Genomic DNA, 18,334 nt, shown 5'->3' on the forward strand with positions numbered 1-18,334 from the left:
TCCATACTCTACCAATGAAAAAAATACTTCTCTTCATCGCCGCGACCCTACTCATTAGCAGCTTAGGCCTGCGCGCCTATTTCGCTTTTGTGCCCCCGCCCGCAGCGACCCTCGAAGAACCGCTGGCAATTATCGTCCCCGAAGTACTTAATGGCTGGCAGATTAAAGACTTGGACATGGCCGAATCGCCCGAATCCAGCGCCCGTATCAGCGAATTTCTCAACTTTGACGATGCGCTCTTCCGCGTATTCCAGAAAGGAGAGACCTTTGTCGGCCTATACATCGCCTACTGGACCCCAGGAAAAGCCTCCTACCGCTGGGCAGGAGCCCACACTCCCGACACCTGCTGGGTGCTAAATGGTTGGACACGAGAAGACCGCAAATACTCGATCCCCTTTGTTTACAACAAAATCCGCCTGGAACCCGCAGAATTTGGCGTATACTCCAAAGATGGCTCCTCACAAAATGTATATTTTTGGCACTTAGTGGGCGGTGAACCATTCGGTTACGACCAAAAAGGAACCCCCAATATTCTAGGCGCTCTGCTAGATGTAAAAGAATACGGACTGAATCTACGTGAGGAACAGTTCTTCATTCGCCTATCTAGCAACAGAACACTCGATGAGCTAAAAAAAATAGGAGGTTTTGAAGCAATCATTAAAAGCCTAGTAAAAATCGGACTAGAAGAAGAAGTATACTCCTCCTCTCCCGAAGTCGCCCTTCGCTAAAAAGCGCGGGCTGGATTGCCAAAGACACGGCCACCTTCAGGCACGTGTCGAATCACTACAGAGCCTGCCCCCACACGGGCATAAGCTCCAACATGCTTACTGGGAACAACCCGAACTCCCGAACCAAGAAATGCCCCCTGACCGACCCGAACTCCCCCCGTCAGATCGCAATGCCCGCTAACGGTGACCCACTCTTCGATAACAACATCGTGTCCGGCAGAAGAATGACAGTTGATCATCGCCATATTTCCAACCTCAATATCACACGTGAGTGTCACCCGTGGGCAAAGCACCACTCCTCTGCCGATCCTGACATTATGCCCAACTAACGCAGTGGGATGAATTAGAGTAACAAACTCAGCACCATTGGCTACCATAGGTTCACAGAGCCGACGCTTCAACTCAACATCGCCAATACCGCAAACAAAAACCGCATTCGAAAAATCCGGTAAAGCCTTAAATCCAGCAACGATTCTACAATCGATATCAGTCTTATCCAACGCACCCTCGGCATCGTCTATAAATCCTCGAAGCCGATAACGCTTTAATATCTCTTTCTCATCATCCAACCACTGAAAAACTTCCCGACCAAAACCACCAGCACCGACTATATATAAATCTTTCATCATGGTTAACTACCGCTAGTGAGTTTCGACTCCACTATTTCGTACAAATCACGAACGGTTTGAGCGTTTGCATAATCCACACGGGTGAGCAGTACCGAAAAATCAGCCTCAATCGCATCAGTGACTGTCAAGACAGCCAACGAATCCCAGGCTGGAAGCTCCTTAAAAACAGTGTCCGCAGAAACTTCTCGAACATCAACATCATCAAAGGCCCCCGCAAAGGCATTCACGAATTCTTCTATTTTCATATGTATATAATTAGAGGGTAAAAGTTAAATATAAGATCAGGCGATCGACTCTCAGTAGTCAATTAATTCACAAATCGATAACTCTCCGATCTCAAGCAGTGCACTGGCCCAAGAGAGCCCCACTCCAAAACCTGAAAGCAGCATTTTCTTCGACTCTCCGCCCGCAAACACCGTTCGCCAATTCACCACAAATCGCTGAAGGAATTGAGGCGGAGCTCTGGTTGCCATAGTGCTCAACCGTCTGCATCGGCACTTTAGCAGGGTCCAGCTTGAGACGCTTCGCAATATTACCGAGAATATAGCGATTGGCCTGATGAAAGACAAAATAATCAACCGCATCTGCATCGGAGCCCGCATATTCGAGCAGGCCCTGAACCGACTTCGGCTCTTCAGTAATCGAAAAATTGAAAATCTCCGCACCATCCATGTAAATATTTTCCAGCGAACGAAAATTCCCCGCCTCATCCTCGGCAACCACGGCCGTTTCCGCCGAACGGGGCTGACGTGCGCCCCCAGCTGGCACAATTAATTTATCGTAGCCCGCGCCATCCGTTTGCAGACTAAAATACGCCGTGCCCACACCAGCCCCACGCTCAATCAAGGTAGCGCTGCCGCCATCACCAAACAAAGGTGCCACAGCACGGTCTTTTGCATTTACCAAACGGCTAATCGTATCGCCCGCCAGCAATAAAACATGCTCACTGGCACCACTCGCCACCAAAGAGTGCGCCAACCAAAGCCCATACACGTAACCCGAGCAGCCAAGCCCCACATCAAACGACGCACATTCCTTCGAAAGCCCAAGCCGCCCCTGCAAAACCGCCGCATTACAGGGTTGCGAGTAATCGGACGTCTGCGTCACGCATATTAAAGTGTCAATTTGCTCCCGCTCAACAGCGCCTGCCGCCAGCAAATGACGCGCAGCCTGCTCACAGAGATCCGCGGCAGTCGTATTCTCGTCGACCACTCGACGCTTAGACAGGCCAATCGTTTTCTTTAAACGCTCCAGCTGTTTGACATTTCCGCCGAATAGCTCCAGCTCATCATCAATCGATTTTTCCTCGGTCGGCACACAGGTAACAATCCCTGAAATCTTCACATCATTAAAGCGGCACTTAGACATATTGAACCAAGATGATCCGAGAAAAGCACGAGATAAAGCCCATTCTTCCACAACATCCTCGATAAAAACGGAGTCCAGCGTCCGAATTCCCCACATTACCCTAAAGTAACAAAGTCGTTGCACATCGCGAAAAGCTAGCCTTACATACTCTTTACTTTGAATTGACCGCCGACGAGAAATCAACGGCGACACAACATACTACAAACCAACCAACGCTGTAAGAAAGGACATACCTTGGACATCAAACTCATCAAACAAGTCGTCGACCTCATGAAACGCTCGGACATTTCCGAATTCGAATTCGAGGAGGATGGCTTCAAGCTACGCCTTAGCAGCAAAGGTGCCGACGCCCCACAAATCATTCATGCCGCCGCCCCCGTAGCGGCAGCGGCACCAGCACCTGCTACAGCCGCACCTGCCGCTGCCGCAGCCGCACCTGCTGCCGAAGAAAAGGGTATTTCCATCATCAAATCGCCCATGGTAGGCACATTCTACCGCGCAGCTTCGCCCGAAAGCCCCGCATTTGCCAATGTCGGCACCAAAGTCGGTAACGACAGCATTGTTTGCATCATCGAAGCCATGAAGGTCATGAACGAAATCCAAGCGGAAATGAGCGGTGTCGTGACCGAAGTACTCGTCGAAAACGGTGAAGCAGTCGAATACGGCCAGCCTCTGTTTAAAATTAAAACCGCCTAATCCTACCGGATGATTAAAAAGGTACTCATCGCAAACCGCGGCGAAATTGCGCTTCGCATCGTCCGCGCCTGTAACGAACTGGGGATCAAGACGCTCGCCGTCTATTCCGAGGCCGACGAACAGTCGCTGCACGTGCAACTCGCCGACGAGGCGATTTGCATCGGCCCCGCCGCCAGTAATCTTAGCTACTTGAAGGCAGACCGCATCATCGCAGCCGCCGAAATCGCCGATGTCGACGCCATCCACCCAGGCTACGGCTTTCTGGCAGAAAATGCCGACTTTGCGGAACAATGCGCGCAGTGTAACATCAAGTTCATTGGCCCGGGCAAGGAAGCAATCGTCAACTTCGGCGACAAAGCCAAGGCACGGGAAATGGCCATCAAAGCCAAAGTTCCAGTGATTCCCGGCAGTGATGGCACCGTCGACAACGAAAAGGAAGCCCTGGCAGTCGCCAAAAAAATCGGCTACCCGGTCATCATCAAGGCTGTGGCCGGTGGTGGCGGCAAAGGCATGCGCACCGCTCACAATGCGGTCGCGTTCGTAAAGGAATATAACAACGCCCGCAACGAAGCCGAAAAAGCCTTTGGCAATGGTGCCGTCTATTTGGAACGTTTCCTGGAAGCCCCTCGCCACATCGAGATCCAGCTACTGGGCGACCAATACGGCAACGTCATCCACCTCGGCGAGCGTGATTGCTCGGTGCAACGTCGTCACCAAAAAGTGATCGAAGAAGCGCCCTCCCCTTTCATCTCCGACGACATTCGCAAGAAAATGGGCCGCGACGCCGTCAAATTAGCGAAGTCCGTCAACTACGAAGGTGCCGGCACTGTCGAGTTCCTCGTCGATGGCAAGGGCGACTACTTCTTTATCGAGATGAACACCCGCATCCAAGTCGAACACGGCGTGACCGAAGAAGTCACCGGAGTGGACTTGGTCAAGGAACAGCTACTGATCGCGAGCGGACAAAAGCTCAGCTACGATCAAAAGGACATCAAGATCACTAAGCACTGTATCGAGTGCCGCGTTTGTGCGGAAGACCCTGCACGTAATTTCGCCCCCTGCCCGGGTGAGATTTCCCTCTATTACTCACCTGGTGGCCATGGTGTGCGTATCGACTCACACTGCTACAGTGGCTACACAATCCCTCCTTACTACGACAGCATGATCGCCAAAGTGATGACCTTCGGGCGCACACGCGAACTCGCGCTCGACCGTATGGACCGTGCCCTCGGTGAGTATTTGATTCGTGGTATCAAAACCAACATCCCCTTCTCGCGCGCCATCATCCGTGATCCGCACTTCAGAGCAGGCAAGGCCACCACGAAATACATTGAAGAATTCTTGGAACGTGTGCCGAAGGATATTTACACCTAAGCCAATTCATATACTATCACACCTATTATGAGCAAGGAACCGGACAATATTAACGAATCAGTCATCCCCACTGTCTCCGAGGATTCAAACACTCTCGGTGACATTCGCATCAACCACAGTGTGGTCGCCAGCATTGTTCGCCTCGCCGCACTGGAAGTGAGTGGCGTAGCCGCCGTCGGCGGCGGCTTTGTCGATGGCATCGCCGAGATCTTCTCCAAAAAAGGAGACGAGCGCGGCGTCCGCGTCGAAGAGGACGAAGTGGGCGATTATCGTATCGAAATCCGCGTCATCCTTCGCTTCGGTGTCGAACTCGCTGCCGTGGCCACAGAGATGCAACAACGTATCGCCGAGCAAGTCGAAAAAATGACTAGCAAAAGTGTGGCACGCGTCAATGTAATCATCGACGGTGTGCGCACCGACGATGAGAAAGTAGAGAAAGAAGATTGGGCCGACCAGCCGCATACCGACTAAGTATCGCCCCACGCCACCGCCGTCACACCACTGTAAGCTTATGACCTTCCACGACGCCTACGAAGCCATCCAGCAACTGCCCCAGCCCGAGTTCCTCTATATGTGTGGAGCCGTGCTGGCGCTGTTGTTTCTGCTGATGTTGCTCGTACGGCGACAGCCCAAGAATGTCGTCGCTTACACAACCGACAGCGGACGCGTCATGGTCAGCCGACACGCGATCGTCGAGCTAGTGCAAACCTCGTGTGAGCAGATTCAAGACGTCTCCAAACCACAGGTAAAGATTACGGTTAAAGGCCGCACCACTCATTTTGAGATCCGCATCAAGCTACTCAGCGGCGGGCGCCTGCGTCAAATTGAGCAGACCTTACAGTCTCACTTGAGGCAGGCCTTAACTGAAAATCTAGGCATCGAAAACCTCGGCCGTATCAACATCGTTGCCACCGGCTTCAAGAGCGGTCGCATCGAATCCAAACTACCAGCAAAGACACAGGCCCCCGCAATCGAAACCAGCGAAGCTTACAACGAGGGCGAGGCGCTCGAACTCGAAAGCGACGAGGCTAGCAAAAAACAATAAGCGCGAGCGCCCCACGCACTCCAGCCAAGCGGCACCAACGACATGTTTCGCCTAGCCTTGATTTGCGCGCTATTGACTCTGTATGGCTGCCACAATCAGCAGTCTGCTGAGCTACGGGACTTTGCACAGGCCTTTCGCCAAGCAAATCAGGCCGACGAAATAGAACCGATGCTGGCGCTATATGCACTCAATGGAAGCACGGAGCAAACTGTCAACCTACTCAAAAGCGCATTACTCAATGAGCTTGGTATGCCCATATCGCAAATTGAATTCGAAGCACTCACTGGCAGCCCAGAGGAAACGATCCATTACACCCATAATGGCATCGAGTATGGCCCTACCATTCAACCACTAATGCGTATGCGAGTCAGCTACGCGACTGAAGATAAGTTCGAAAGCTTATATAGCATCGGCAAAAATGACGCAGATCACTGGCGCATCGTCAGCAGCCGCCCAATCCGGCCGAATCTATAATCAAAGAGCCACTTTGCACCCAAGCGACGTGCGCGGCCAATGATGCGACACAACCAACTGGCTCCCAGGCTACTCCTGCCCCCGCAATCCAGCCATCAACGCCTCCGTCTCACGACTAATGCCCTGGCGGCACAGCCGACTGACCGGGTAAATATCTTGAGCAGCCAAGTATGCAGCTAAGGCCCCCGCGTGATGCCCATCTTCAGCTTGGCGTTGAGCACGATCAATCTTAAGCACAAAGTCAGCCACCCGCGGCGCCAGCTCCGCCCGTGCTTGATTCATAGGACCATCGCTCGGATCAATCTTCGCGGCTTCGACCAACAACTCCCAAGCTGCGTACGACTCCCCTTGCTTGACCAGTTCCCGACTCTGACTGACCAACAAATCAATACGGGCAACCTGCTCCACCACTTCCATCAATAAAGGACGTCGCTGCGTGTCCTCAGCCAACGCAAAGCCCAAGTCCATACGACGCTCATAAATCCCGCGACGATCCATACGCTTATACAGGTCGTCGAAGATCTGTATACCTTGCGATCCCGCCGTGGCCAACTTAGTCGTCTCATGCTGAAACTCACGAATCGCAGGGTTAGACGGCCAGATATCAATGGCCGTCTGTAACTCCGCACGCGCCTTATCTATATCTCCCAAGTTACGATATTGAGAGGCCGCAAAGACTGCCATGTCACTCATACTCTTAGCTGTCTCGACACTGGACAGCACGCGATTCTTGGGGAAATCGTCGGCGAGTTTTGCGATTTCGCCCGCCAACTCAGACACTCCATCGTAATCTTTGGCCTCAGCCAATTCCCCCGCTTCGATCAGTCCACGGTATAAATCCAACATATGACGACGCTGCTGCGTAGGGATCTTATTTAACTCAGTCAGGTATTCCCCCAGAAAGAAGACTTCTTGCAAGCGTTCCAAAGCGATCAAATTTCGACCTTCAGAATAGGCAGCATTGACCGCTTCTACCCCCTTGTTCACATCGTTAATCGCCTCGCGGGCAATAAAAGTCATACTATCCACAGTAAAAGAAAGATCACTCCCGGGAAGAAATTCCTGTAATTGATCCTTACCGACTTCAAGCGCCTGATGAGAGCCCTTAAAAATGGACTGATAAAATCCAGCCAGCACCAGCGCGTGCTCGAAACGGCGCTGAATCATGAAACTCACGATCTGACTTTGAAACTGAAGCTTCGCCTGCAGGCCAGTCATCGCCGACTGTGTCTCCAAAGCTAGAATTTTGGCCTCTGTCTCAGCGAGATCCAACATACGAAATGCGGCCTCTGACGTAACCGCTTCAGTCCCCGTCGAAGTGGACTCACTATCATCGCGCTGCCCCGAACTAGATTCACGCAGACGCTTTTCACGAATGCTCTTGAGCGACATCGCCCGATTCGCAACAATCTCCTGCTGATATTTTCGCACTTGTTGCAGTTCTCGCTGATCCATGCTAACGCCACGGCTCTCTTTGCGAATGCGCCACGCGTTAAAAACCTGATTCGCCACAATCGTGCTGTTACCACCATCGAGATCGAAGCGGGAAGCACGAAAAAGTAGCTGCCATGTATCCAAAATCGCGTCGTCACTGTTATCATTCGAAACCGCCAAGCGCTCAATAATGTCAGCCATCAACTGAGCATACTGCGCCTCCTCTTCAGTGGGAGCTGCCAATAAAAAGCGCTCAAAGCGGGAGCGAAAAGCACGTTGCTCGGACAAGTTAAAATTCTTCCCCTTCCATTCGAAACTTCCATTTTCGAAGTCCATCGAATCGCTACTGGGGTCGAACACACGGTTCGCCATTTCCAAGAAAGTATTACTTTCAAACATCCCACCCGCAGGCGCCGAAGCACTGGCCTGCGCTGGCTGCGAAGTCATCGCAGTCCCTCCGTTCACTGGAAAGCCCCCTTGCGCAGACAAGGATATGGGCAACAACAAGCAAGCAATGCATGGGGCCAAACGGAATGCTAAACGCAGGGGCTTCACGGTTGAAGACTGCAGCTGCTCGACAACGTGGCCTCGTGGGGCTCCACCAGAGCAGCCCCATTCACTAGTATTTTTGCAATGCTTCCACATAGATCAGCCCTCCTTGTTCGATGATTACCTGAAACTCATAACGCTGCCCCACATGTAAATTTTCACCCACAGCCTCAGGCACAAATATAGGCAATCGCGCCTCACTCCCCTCAGCCAACACGGCCAACACACGCCCGAGTCCCTTCTCCCACTTGAGCTGCTCATTGATCTGTGCACGTAACACGTAGCGATTACCTAGAAAATCCCCCGGCTTCTCCAAATAATTGCGAATAGGCAATGCTTCTACATCCGCACGGTGGCTTCCACTACAGCCAGAAAGCATACAAAACACACATAATGCCCCTCCAATTATAGAACATAAGCCAAGGGCTCGACAGAACCGGCGAATCAGGGGTATACGGGAAAACATGTAAAATAGCATCGAAGCGAAATCGCAAAAAGTTTCAAAATAGAGTTAATCCCAACGTTTTCTCTGGCAACCCCAAAAGACCATCACGGCACCTAGCACAAAATGAAGTAATAAAACGCTGGCTGCAAGCGCTGGCGCTGGAATCCACTCATTCGAGTCCACCCGATAAGCGTCATAGAGCCGAGTCGCGCGCATCGACCCGAAATAACCAGCCCAGCCCCAATATGCATTGATAAAAGGACGACACAGCCAAACCAACATATCCGGCAAGGCCAGCACGATACCAGAAAGTGGCAACTGAAAGCCGACTAAATACACTGACAACAGCGATGCCTTATCTGCCGAATTAAAGATCGCGGAAAAACCAAGACAAACCGCCGTCATCGATACACAGCTCAACACCAACACGCCAGCCTGCGGCAAGGATGCTCCTGGGAACTCACAAATATATTTAACGAAGCCCATCATCCAAAGCCCCTGCACCACCGCGATTAATGAAGCAAAGATCAGCTTGCTCGACGCATAGGCCCCCGCACTGAGCCCCGCGAAACGTTCTTTTTCAAAAATCTGCCGCTCGGCAGCAATCTCTCGCGCGCCATTATTGCTTCCCATCAAAGTCAACAATATGACTTGAAACAAGATCAAGCCCGTCACCAAGGAGGCCATTTCCAAAGCATCGACCCGGTAGCGTAAACTCGCTTCCATTTGCTCGAGCGCCCCACCCCCAGCTCCCATGGCAAGCCCGCGCAATTGCGGAATACCATCCCAGGCAAAAATCGTGACCAGTAAAGGAAAGCCCAGCGTGATCCCCAAAGTCAGCAACCAATAACCACGATCACGTTTAAAAAGCAGTGCGCGCCGCTTTAACAAGGTCCATGTTTGAGCAAGTGCACTCGGCGCAGGTGGTGCGACCACTGCGTCAATCGCTTCCAAAGACTCGAAACATACCAGCTCCTCTCCCCAGCGCGTGCGCCAATACTCAATCGGATGCTCATTCAGCCGATCATAAAGATGCAAGGCGTCCGGAATATTAAAGTAGGCATTCAAAGCATCCAGCGAACCTTGAAACACCACCGCCCCCTCGTACACCACTGTGATCCAATCAAACACATCCAGCTTCGCCAAATTGTGTATGATACAAATAAAGGTCTTCCCACGCTCATCGCGCAGCCCTTCCAACACCGCAAGAATTTGGTCCTCCGAGCGTGGGTCCAATCCACTGGTCACCTCATCACACACCATGCACTGAGGATCTCCGACCAGTTCCAAGCCCAGCCCCAAGCGCCTAAGTTGCCCACCACTAAGATCCGAAACACGCTTATCACGATGTTCTGACAACCCGATACGCCGTAGAATCTCGTCCAGTCGCGACAACTTCACAACACCATCACGCACGCAGAGATCCAGCGCATAACAGAGCGCCTCCGCAACCGAGAGCCGCTCATGCGCAATACTAAACTGCGGCGCAAAAGAAAGTTTCCCTAGTAAATCAGAGCTCTGCCGCACCGGCTCCCCCGCATAGCTCACATCCCCCGCACTCGGCAGAATGCCCAGCATCGCTTTCACCAAAGTCGTCTTGCCACAGCCCGACGGCCCAATCACCGCATTCAGCCCCTTAGGCATAAACTCAGCAGTCGCTCGATCCAGAATGCGCACACCAGCAGGCTGAATTTCAACGGTAAGATCCTTACAAGCTAACATTATTGAAACAAATTACCTTTGCCCACGATCAAAAGGCCAGCATTTTGATTCTTATGTTGTCATTACGAAATATCCTCTCGGCGCTGCTACTCACCATCCTGACCTGTAAGCTCTCTGCGGTATCCGTCACCACTCGAGGCATCAAAAACCCCGCGATCTACGGAATCGAATTCTCAGGCGACACACGCGCCTACTACGGCAAAGAAGAAAATATACAATCCATCTCCACCCAAGAGTATGTCACAGCCAACTTCCGAGTCATCGAGTTAAATATCGTCACCCAAGGCACCGCCCTAGTAAGAATCTACTACAGTCGCCCCTTACGTATCGGAGAACTACAACAAGCGATGGGCAACGGCCTCAATGCAGCCGGCGCACCAGGCTCCTCCATCATACAGCGCCCACTTCCCGCACAAGTGCAAGCCATGGCCGACCGCGCAGCTGGAATCAGCGAAGCCGTGACAGGCACCGAGGTCATGAAGGAATATCCCATCGCCACCCACGCACACACCATCGAGTATCGCATCGGAAGTCGTGATGAACTCATCGAGCTCCACGACCAACTAAAAAAGCACTGGCTCAAAGAGCCCGCCTACTTCGAAGGCGGCCAGATCGTCGACGAAGCCGACGCCACCAGCAAAGAAATGAAGCCCCGCCACCTCGGTGGCACACTGTTCAAAGTCGAAGGGTAACACTCCAAAAATGGTATGGCCCATCTAAGTGAAACCGACAAAGCGTCCTTTCGCGAGCTAAGCAAACGCGGATGGGAACAAAGCGAAAAGGAGCAAAGCCCACGCTACATCGAACCAGCCCTGCAGCACTGCGGCGCAACTGCGAATGGGCGACGCAAGCCGCCAAGTTTTTCAAAGGCACCAAACCCGTCGATTTCGGCGGCGACCACTGGAAGTTATGAAGTATTTTATGATTGAACATCGAATGATCTAGGCACCTTTATTGAAACGTCGGTGCAATTGCTACTTCCTACTGCCCCGCGGCTTCGGGTAGAGAGCGCCTACTTATCGGCCACATAGATCACGTAAGCGGCGCGCTTGGAGCGTTCGTGGACTTTAGCTCGGATATGACCGACGCGGAAGCCCACTTTTTCCATGCGTGCTTTAAAGTGTGGATCATCGCCCGCCGACCAAAAGGCTGCACGACCACCGGGTTTTAAGTGCTTACGCACAGCCCGCAGTCCCTTGTGTGAATAGAGCGAATTATTACTCTCCTTGACCATGCCCGTCGGCCCATTGTCGACATCCAGAATCATGGCGTCATAGCTTTGCGCATCACCTTCCCGAATGCGAGCGACCACATCGGCCTCGATCACATTCACCCGTGAATCGTCTAACAGAGCTCCATTCAAGTCTTTAAGGTATTCCCGATTCCACTCCACCACCTTAGGCACCAGCTCCACCACGTCGACCTGTGCCTCGGGCCCCAAGCCAGCAAGGACGGTGCGCAGAGTAAAGCCCAGTCCCAAACCACCGATCATCACCTTCGGCTGAGGCTCTTGATGAATACGCTCAATCCCCATCTTACCCAGCAACAATTCGGAGGCCGAAGCCTTCGAGTGCATGAGTTCCTGACCTCGAAAACTAATGGAATACGCACCATCGTGCTCATACAACGACATAGGTGCCCCATCAGGCGTGGTGGACTCAGCGATTAAAATACGTGGCTTCATAGCCGCAGAGAGCGTGCTTAAAAAGGCGAACTGGCAACTGTAAAGCGTGAAGAGACAAACGAGGAGAACGTCGAACATTCAACGTCCAACGTCCAATGTTGAATATTATTAAGTGATAACACTTCCCGCCTCGCCAAAATGGCACATACCGTGATTTCCAGAACTAACTGATTCGCAGCGATTAGCTTCCGACCTTCTGACTTCCGTCCTCCGACCTCTGACCTCCGAATAAAACAGGCGCACTCGTTTCCTGATTCAAAATTGGACGTTGGACGTTCAGCGTTGGACGTTCACCCCGCCCCGACAAAAATATTCAAATAAATTCATCTGGGATTCGACCTCTGCAAAATAATGCTCAAAGTTCCACTATCCATGCCCACAAAAAAAGAATACATCCAGCTGCGCGGCGTCCGCCAAAATAATCTGAAAGGCTTTGACCTCGATCTGCCCATTGGACAGCTCACCGTCGTGACCGGCCTGAGCGGTGCGGGCAAATCCTCTCTCGTCTTTGAGACGCTGCACGCGGAAGGGCAACGCCGCTACGTAGAGACTTTTTCCCCCTATACGCGTCAATTCATGGATCTGCTGGACCGGCCGAAGGTGGACAGCGTGCACAATATCCGCCCCTCTATCGCGATCCAGCAATCCAACACGGTCAAAACCTCGCGTTCCACGGTGGGCACCATCACGGAATTGGCCGACTATTTTAAGGTCTGGTTTGCCAACGTCGCCACGCTCTACGACCCCGCCACGGGCGAACCAATCACCGACGACAACCCACAGACGGCCTGGAAAAAGCTTCTGGCGAAGTTCCCAGACCACACACTGCTCCTCACCTTTCCAGTCGAGAAACCGGAAAATTTAGACTGGCAGGAAATCCTTAAAAATCTCAGCGGCCAAGGTTACACCCGCGTGCTACTTCGCAGTAGCCGCAGTGATGAGAACTGCCAACTCGAGCGCATTGATACACTCTTAAAGGACAAGGACGCAGTTCCCGAGCTCCCCTCCCCCCTCTACGTCATTCAGGATCGTATCACAAAGCTGAATGCAGGCGCTCGCTCGCGCGCAATGGAGGCCTTGCAGACCGCCTTTGCTTTCGGACAGGGACAAATCGATATTTTTGATCCGGATGGCAAAGCCCTGGCGCATTTCAAGCATGGTCTCCGCTCGCCCGTCTCGGGGCAAAGCTTCCGTCCCGCCAGTCCTGCCTTGTTCTCTTTCAACTCCCCGCTCGGCGCTTGTGCGGAATGCCGCGGCTTTGGCCGTGTGATCGAAATCGACTATAAATTGGTCATCCCCGACCACAGTCTGTCGATCGACGAGGGTGCCATTCGCGCCTTTCAGGGGGAAGTGTATAGCGAGAGCTTACGCGACCTGCAGCGTGCCGCCAAAAAACACAAAATCCGCACCCACATCCCTTGGTCAAAGCTCAACAAGAAAGAGCTCATATTCGTGATGGAGGGCGAGCCCAACTATCGCGAAGACCGCAATCAATGGTATGGCGTGCATCGCTTTTTCGACTGGCTCAATAAAAACCTGTATAAGATGCACGTGCGGGTCTTTCTCTCCAAGTTCCGCAGCTATACCGAATGCCCCGAATGTCACGGCGCACGGTTAAAACCGGAGTCGTTGAACTGGAAGTGGCAAGGCCACACCCTGCCGGATCTGTATCAGAAGAGTGTGAGCGAACTGCTCAGCTTATTGCTGGGAGTCCCGCCTTTAGGCGGCCATTCAGATTCTACACAGCCGCCTAAAGGCGGAACTCCAACTCATGAAGACTCCGCGCTCTCTGGGATTCTGTCGCGACTCAGTTTTCTCGACCAAGTCGGCCTCGGCTACCTTACGCTCGATCGCAGTTCGCGCAGTCTCTCGGGGGGCGAAACCATGCGCGTTAATTTAACGTCCTGCCTCGGATCTTCGCTGGTGGATACACTTTTCGTTTTGGATGAACCCTCGGTGGGACTGCACCCGCGCGACATGGATCGACTCATTTCGATCCTACGACGACTGACCGGCCTCGGCAACACCGTCGTCGTGGTCGAACACGACGAGGCAGTCATGCGCGCCGCCGACAACTTGATCGAAATCGGCCCCCGCCCCGGCGTCCACGGCGGACAGCTAAGCTTCAGCGGCAGCTTCGAACGTATCCTAGAATCGGATACCAACACCGGCCGCTATCTCTCTGGCCGCGAAACTATCGAGCGGCCCCAAGAACGCCGCCTAAGCAACGCCCCACTCTCAAAGACCCACTCTCCACTGCTATCCATCTACGGCGCGAGCAAGCACAACATCCACGAGCTCACGCTGCACATTCCGCAGCAAAGTTTCGTCTGTCTGAGCGGGGTCTCCGGCTCCGGCAAGAGCACTCTGCTCAACAATGTCATTTACCAGAATCTACTCGCACAAAAGGGACTCACCGTCGAAGAGCCTGCCAGTATTCAAGACATCGAGTCCACGCTGCCACTTTCGGAGGTGGTGCTCATCGACCAGAGCCCGGTGAGTAAAACCCCTCGCTCCAATCCTGCTAGTTATAGCAAGGCATGGGACGAAATCCGGAAGTGCTTTGCAAAGCTCGAAGCGGCTCAAGCCGCCGGCATGGGCCCCGGGCACTTCTCCTTCAACAGTGGCGATGGACGTTGCGACACCTGCTCGGGGCTGGGCTTCGAGCGGATCGAGATGCAATTCGTCTCCGACATTTTCGTGCCCTGCGAGACCTGCGAGGGCAAGCGCTTCAAAGACGAAGTCCTGGAAATCGAATACAACGGCAAGAGCATCGCTGACATTCTTGATCTGGATATCGACGACGCGGTCGTATTCTTTGGTGACAACAAAAAGATCACTCGCAGCCTACAGCCCCTAGTCGACGTCGGGCTCGGCTATCTAAAATTGGGCCAGGCGCTCAACACCTTATCTGGCGGCGAATCACAACGTCTCAAGCTAGTCAAATATCTCAGCAAGCTCTCCACTCACAACGCCGCCTCCAGCAAGCTCCACTCTAAGAATCATGCAATGATTCTAATCGACGAGCCCACCACCGGACTGCACCGAGCCGACGTCAAACGTCTGATCGGGGTACTGCAAAGTCTGGTCGATGCAGGCCACTCTTTGATCGTGATCGAGCACAACATCGACATTCTAAAAGTAGCCGATTGGATCGTCGAGCTCGGGCCCGAAGCGGGCTCTGCCGGCGGACAAATCATCGCGCAAGGCACACCCGAACAAATCGCTGACACCGCCTGCGAAACCGCCAGCTACCTACGCGAAGCGCTCGTAGGGGCTCCACTTGTGGAGACCGCCGACTTACAAGCCGCCGAGCCCGAATCCTCCTACAACCAACAGTCGACTCCCCACTCGAATTCTCTCCGAATTCGCGGCGCACGCGAGCATAATTTAAAGAACGTCAGCTGTGAAATTGCGCACGGTCAGACCACCGTCATCACAGGAGTCTCCGGCTCGGGCAAATCCACGTTGGCCTTCGACATCGTGTTCGCCGAAGGGCAACGCCGCTTCATGGAATCGATGTCGGCCTACGCGCGTCAATTTGTGGAGCAAATGCCGCGCGCTGAAGTCGACGAGTTGAGCGGCATCGCCCCCACGGTGGCGATTGAGCAACGCGTCACCAAGGGGACCCGCAAATCCACCGTCGCCACCATCACCGAAGTGGCGCAATACCTGCGCCTACTCTACGCACGCATCGGTATCCAACATTCCCCTACATCGGGCGAAGCGGTGGTCAGCCAAAGCGAATCCCAGCTGCAAAAGCGCTTGGATGCACTGCTAGACGAATACAAAGGACCGGGCTTAAGTTTCAAGATCGGACGCAAGCGCTTCGATGCACTCTACTTGTGCGCCCCGCTAATCCGCGGGCGCAAGGGGCACCACGAACCACTGGCCAACTGGGCACGCGAGCACGGCTACGAAATGCTACGTATCGATGGCCAACTCACCGAGCTGAGCCACTTCAAAAAGCTCGACCGCTACAAGGAACACGACATCGATCTCATCGTGACGGCCCTCTCCGCATCCGATGCCAACTCCAGCCCCCATCAGAGCCTGAAGGAAGCCCTCCGCCTCGGCAAAGGCAGCGCCTTCTTGCTTTCCAGCGAGGGCGAATTGCTCTCACGACTGTCCACCAAGCGCACCGACCTGGCGACCGGCGAGGCCTTTCCCGAACTCGACCCGAAGCACTTCTCCTGGAACAGCCCGCGCGGCTGGTGCCCCACCTGTCGCGGCTACGGGCAACTCTTTGAGTGGATGAGCCAGGAAGAAGAATCCAGCGTCGACCACCTGGACGACTTCGACGATGGCGAAACCTGCCCCGACTGCCAAGGCGCCCGTCTGAACGAACTGAGTCGCGCTGTGCGCTTGCCACTGAATGAACGTCGAACATCGAACATCGAACGCTCAACATCGAATAAGAAATCAAAGCATACAAAATTGGACCTTGGACGTTCGACGTTCGACGTTCCCCACTCTGTTTCACTCCCAGAATTGCTGAGCCTGACTCCTTCCAAGCTGCTAGGGGTACTCAAGCAAATTAAAACCAACAAGCGTAGTGAAACAGTGTTGAACGAGCTACTGCCCGAGATTGAGGAGCGCATGCGTTTCATGGATCGCGTCGGGCTCGACTACCTCGGCCTCGACCGTGCCACCGCCACCCTCTCCGGAGGCGAAGCGCAGCGCATTCGACTGGCCGCGCAGCTCGGCTCCAACTTATCGGGCGTGCTCTACGTGCTGGATGAGCCCTCCATCGGCTTACACGCCCGTGACAACGAAAAGTTACTCAGCTCGCTCAAGCAATTGCGCGCGCGCGGCAATACCTTGGTGATCGTCGAACACAACGAAGCCACCATGCGCCACGCCGATCAAATCATCGACCTCGGCCCCGCGGCAGGCATCCACGGCGGCGAAATTGTCGCCAGTGGCAAACTAAGCAAAATTAAGAAAAGCAAACGCTCGCTGACCGCACAGTATTTGCGCCAACAAATGGCGCACCCGCTCCGTGGCGCGCACCGCGAACTGCCCGCCGCTTGGAGTCCGCGCAAGAAGAAAGGCAACGAGGCTTGGATTGCACTGCAAGGTGCCGCACTTCGAAACCTAAAAGGCTTCGATCTCGCCCTGCCCAAGCAACGACTCAATGTCGTCTGCGGCGTCTCTGGCGCAGGTAAAAGCACCCTGATCCGCGCGCTTCTCAAACCGCTGGTGGAAGCTGCGATTGAAACCAAGTCAGAGAAATTGACGTCGAAAGCATTGCATACGGAGGAACGTCGAACATCGAACATCGAACGTCGAACATCGAATAATTTCAAGTCCCTTCAGGGCGCAGAAACGATTCGCAAGGTCATCGAGGTCGACCATTCTCCGATCGGCAAGACACCGCGCTCCACGCCGGCGACCTACATCGGCGCCTTCGATATTATTCGTGACATTTTCGCAAAGCTCCCCGAGGCCAACATGCGCGGCTACACCGCCGGCACCTTTTCCTTCAACACCAAGGGTGGACGCTGCGAAACCTGTAAAGGAGCGGGTCGAGTGAAACTGGAAATGAACTTCATGCCCGACACCCACGTCACCTGCGAAGACTGCAATGGACGCCGCTACGGAGCCGAGCTCGATGAGCTGCGTTGGAATGGCAAGAGCATCGCCGATGTTTTAAAGATGAGCTTCGAAGAGGCGGCCGAATTTTTCAGTTTCCACACCCAGCTTAGCAGTCTGATGCAGCTCATGGTCGAGACCGGACTCGGTTATATTGAACTCGGGCAATACTCGCCCACACTTTCCGGCGGTGAAGCGCAGCGCATGAAACTCGTCAGCGAACTCGCCAAGGGACAGCCAACGTTCAAAGAACGTCAATATAACAAAGGCCAGGGCAACCTCTATATTTTAGAAGAGCCCACTATCGGACTGCACCTCAGCGACGTCGAGCGCTTGATCGAGCTCCTACATCGCCTAGTGGACAAGGGCCACACAGTGGTGGTGATCGAGCACCACCTAGAAGTGATTAAAGACGCGGACTACATCATTGAAATCGGCCCCGACGGCGGCGAAGCCGGCGGAGAACTGATGTATCAAGGCGATGTCGCCGGGCTCAAAAATGTAAAAAACAGCGCCACCGCGAAGTTCCTCTAATTTACATAGCTGGAAGGCAGCACTAGGGACTGCCTTCCGCAAAAGCCCCCGGCCGAC

16 protein-coding genes are annotated in these 18,334 nt (G+C 53.6%); 9 read left to right on the top strand and 7 right to left on the bottom strand.

The genetic code is table 11. The annotated features are described in order from the left end of the window. Positions 1-14: 14 nt before the first annotated feature. The gene (locus SH580_RS09615) at positions 15-728 is read left to right on the top strand and encodes an exosortase-associated EpsI family protein (RefSeq protein WP_319834778.1); all 714 of its coding nucleotides are present in this window, start codon (positions 15-17) and stop codon (positions 726-728) included. On the opposite strand, the gene SH580_RS09620 is transcribed toward SH580_RS09615, so the two are convergent. The 3 genes from SH580_RS09620 to SH580_RS09630 all read right to left on the bottom strand — a co-directional run bounded on the left by SH580_RS09620 (position 725) and on the right by SH580_RS09630 (position 2,725). Continuing rightward, complete coding sequence (locus SH580_RS09620) at positions 725-1,357, bottom strand: acetyltransferase (RefSeq protein ID WP_319834779.1); 633 nt, start codon at positions 1,355-1,357, stop codon at positions 725-727. The two genes, SH580_RS09615 and SH580_RS09620, sit on opposite strands and share 4 nt — an antisense overlap. A 2-nt stretch (positions 1,358-1,359) precedes the next feature. Beyond that, on the bottom strand, positions 1,360-1,602 hold the full coding sequence (locus SH580_RS09625) for an acyl carrier protein (RefSeq protein ID WP_319834780.1): 243 nt from the start codon (positions 1,600-1,602) through the stop codon (positions 1,360-1,362). 91 nt (positions 1,603-1,693) lie between these two features. Beyond that, the gene (locus tag SH580_RS09630) at positions 1,694-2,725 is read right to left on the bottom strand and encodes a 3-oxoacyl-[acyl-carrier-protein] synthase III C-terminal domain-containing protein (RefSeq protein WP_319834781.1); all 1,032 of its coding nucleotides are present in this window, start codon (positions 2,723-2,725) and stop codon (positions 1,694-1,696) included. Positions 2,726-2,959: 234 nt separating this feature from the next. Here SH580_RS09630 and accB point away from each other — a divergent pair, with 234 nt between their 5' ends. From accB to SH580_RS09655, 5 genes are read left to right on the top strand one after another with little or no spacing between them, the layout of a single operon-like run. Next, complete coding sequence (accB, locus tag SH580_RS09635) at positions 2,960-3,421, top strand: acetyl-CoA carboxylase biotin carboxyl carrier protein (protein WP_319834782.1); 462 nt, start codon at positions 2,960-2,962, stop codon at positions 3,419-3,421. 9 nt (positions 3,422-3,430) lie between these two features. Then, the gene (gene accC, locus SH580_RS09640; protein WP_319834783.1) at positions 3,431-4,795 is read left to right on the top strand and encodes an acetyl-CoA carboxylase biotin carboxylase subunit; all 1,365 of its coding nucleotides are present in this window, start codon (positions 3,431-3,433) and stop codon (positions 4,793-4,795) included. A 27-nt stretch (positions 4,796-4,822) separates the two neighbouring features. Next, positions 4,823-5,266, top strand: coding sequence for an Asp23/Gls24 family envelope stress response protein (locus tag SH580_RS09645; RefSeq protein ID WP_319834784.1), 444 nt, complete (start codon positions 4,823-4,825; stop codon positions 5,264-5,266). Between the two features lie 40 nt (positions 5,267-5,306). Next, complete coding sequence (gene amaP / locus SH580_RS09650; RefSeq protein ID WP_319834785.1) at positions 5,307-5,840, top strand: alkaline shock response membrane anchor protein AmaP; 534 nt, start codon at positions 5,307-5,309, stop codon at positions 5,838-5,840. 42 nt (positions 5,841-5,882) lie between these two features. After that, positions 5,883-6,314 carry a hypothetical protein gene (locus SH580_RS09655; RefSeq protein ID WP_319834786.1) on the top strand — a complete coding sequence of 144 codons (432 nt, stop codon included), beginning with the start codon at positions 5,883-5,885 and terminating at the stop codon, positions 6,312-6,314. 69 nt (positions 6,315-6,383) lie between these two features. On the opposite strand, the gene SH580_RS09660 is transcribed toward SH580_RS09655, so the two are convergent. The 3 genes from SH580_RS09660 to SH580_RS09670 all read right to left on the bottom strand — a co-directional run bounded on the left by SH580_RS09660 (position 6,384) and on the right by SH580_RS09670 (position 10,464). Continuing rightward, positions 6,384-8,252 (bottom strand): tetratricopeptide repeat protein, encoded by a 1,869-nt coding sequence (locus SH580_RS09660; protein ID WP_319834787.1) that lies wholly within the window; start codon positions 8,250-8,252, stop codon positions 6,384-6,386. 115 nt (positions 8,253-8,367) lie between these two features. Then, positions 8,368-8,676 carry a hypothetical protein gene (locus SH580_RS09665; RefSeq protein ID WP_319834788.1) on the bottom strand — a complete coding sequence of 103 codons (309 nt, stop codon included), beginning with the start codon at positions 8,674-8,676 and terminating at the stop codon, positions 8,368-8,370. 132 nt (positions 8,677-8,808) lie between these two features. Beyond that, positions 8,809-10,464 carry an ATP-binding cassette domain-containing protein gene (locus tag SH580_RS09670; RefSeq protein WP_319834789.1) on the bottom strand — a complete coding sequence of 552 codons (1,656 nt, stop codon included), beginning with the start codon at positions 10,462-10,464 and terminating at the stop codon, positions 8,809-8,811. Between the two features lie 53 nt (positions 10,465-10,517). On the opposite strand from SH580_RS09670, the gene SH580_RS09675 reads away from it, so the two are divergent. Further along, a complete protein-coding gene (locus tag SH580_RS09675) occupies positions 10,518-11,156 on the top strand; it encodes a hypothetical protein (RefSeq protein ID WP_319834790.1) in 639 nt (212 codons plus the stop codon). Positions 11,157-11,171: 15 nt separating this feature from the next. Then, positions 11,172-11,393: a hypothetical protein gene (locus SH580_RS09680; RefSeq protein ID WP_319834791.1), complete on the top strand. Its 222-nt coding sequence runs from the start codon at positions 11,172-11,174 to the stop codon at positions 11,391-11,393. 83 nt (positions 11,394-11,476) lie between these two features. Here SH580_RS09680 and SH580_RS09685 read toward each other — a convergent pair whose 3' ends face one another. Further along, a complete protein-coding gene (locus SH580_RS09685) occupies positions 11,477-12,148 on the bottom strand; it encodes a spermine/spermidine synthase domain-containing protein (RefSeq protein WP_319834792.1) in 672 nt (223 codons plus the stop codon). Positions 12,149-12,520: 372 nt separating this feature from the next. On the opposite strand from SH580_RS09685, the gene uvrA reads away from it, so the two are divergent. Then, positions 12,521-18,277, top strand: coding sequence for an excinuclease ABC subunit UvrA (gene uvrA, locus SH580_RS09690; protein WP_319834793.1), 5,757 nt, complete (start codon positions 12,521-12,523; stop codon positions 18,275-18,277). The last annotated feature ends 57 nt before the right edge of the window (positions 18,278-18,334 follow it).

Origin of the sequence: Coraliomargarita algicola, assembly GCF_033878955.1 — a bacterium.
Taxonomy (GTDB): domain Bacteria; phylum Verrucomicrobiota; class Verrucomicrobiia; order Opitutales; family Coraliomargaritaceae; genus Thalassobacterium; species Thalassobacterium algicola.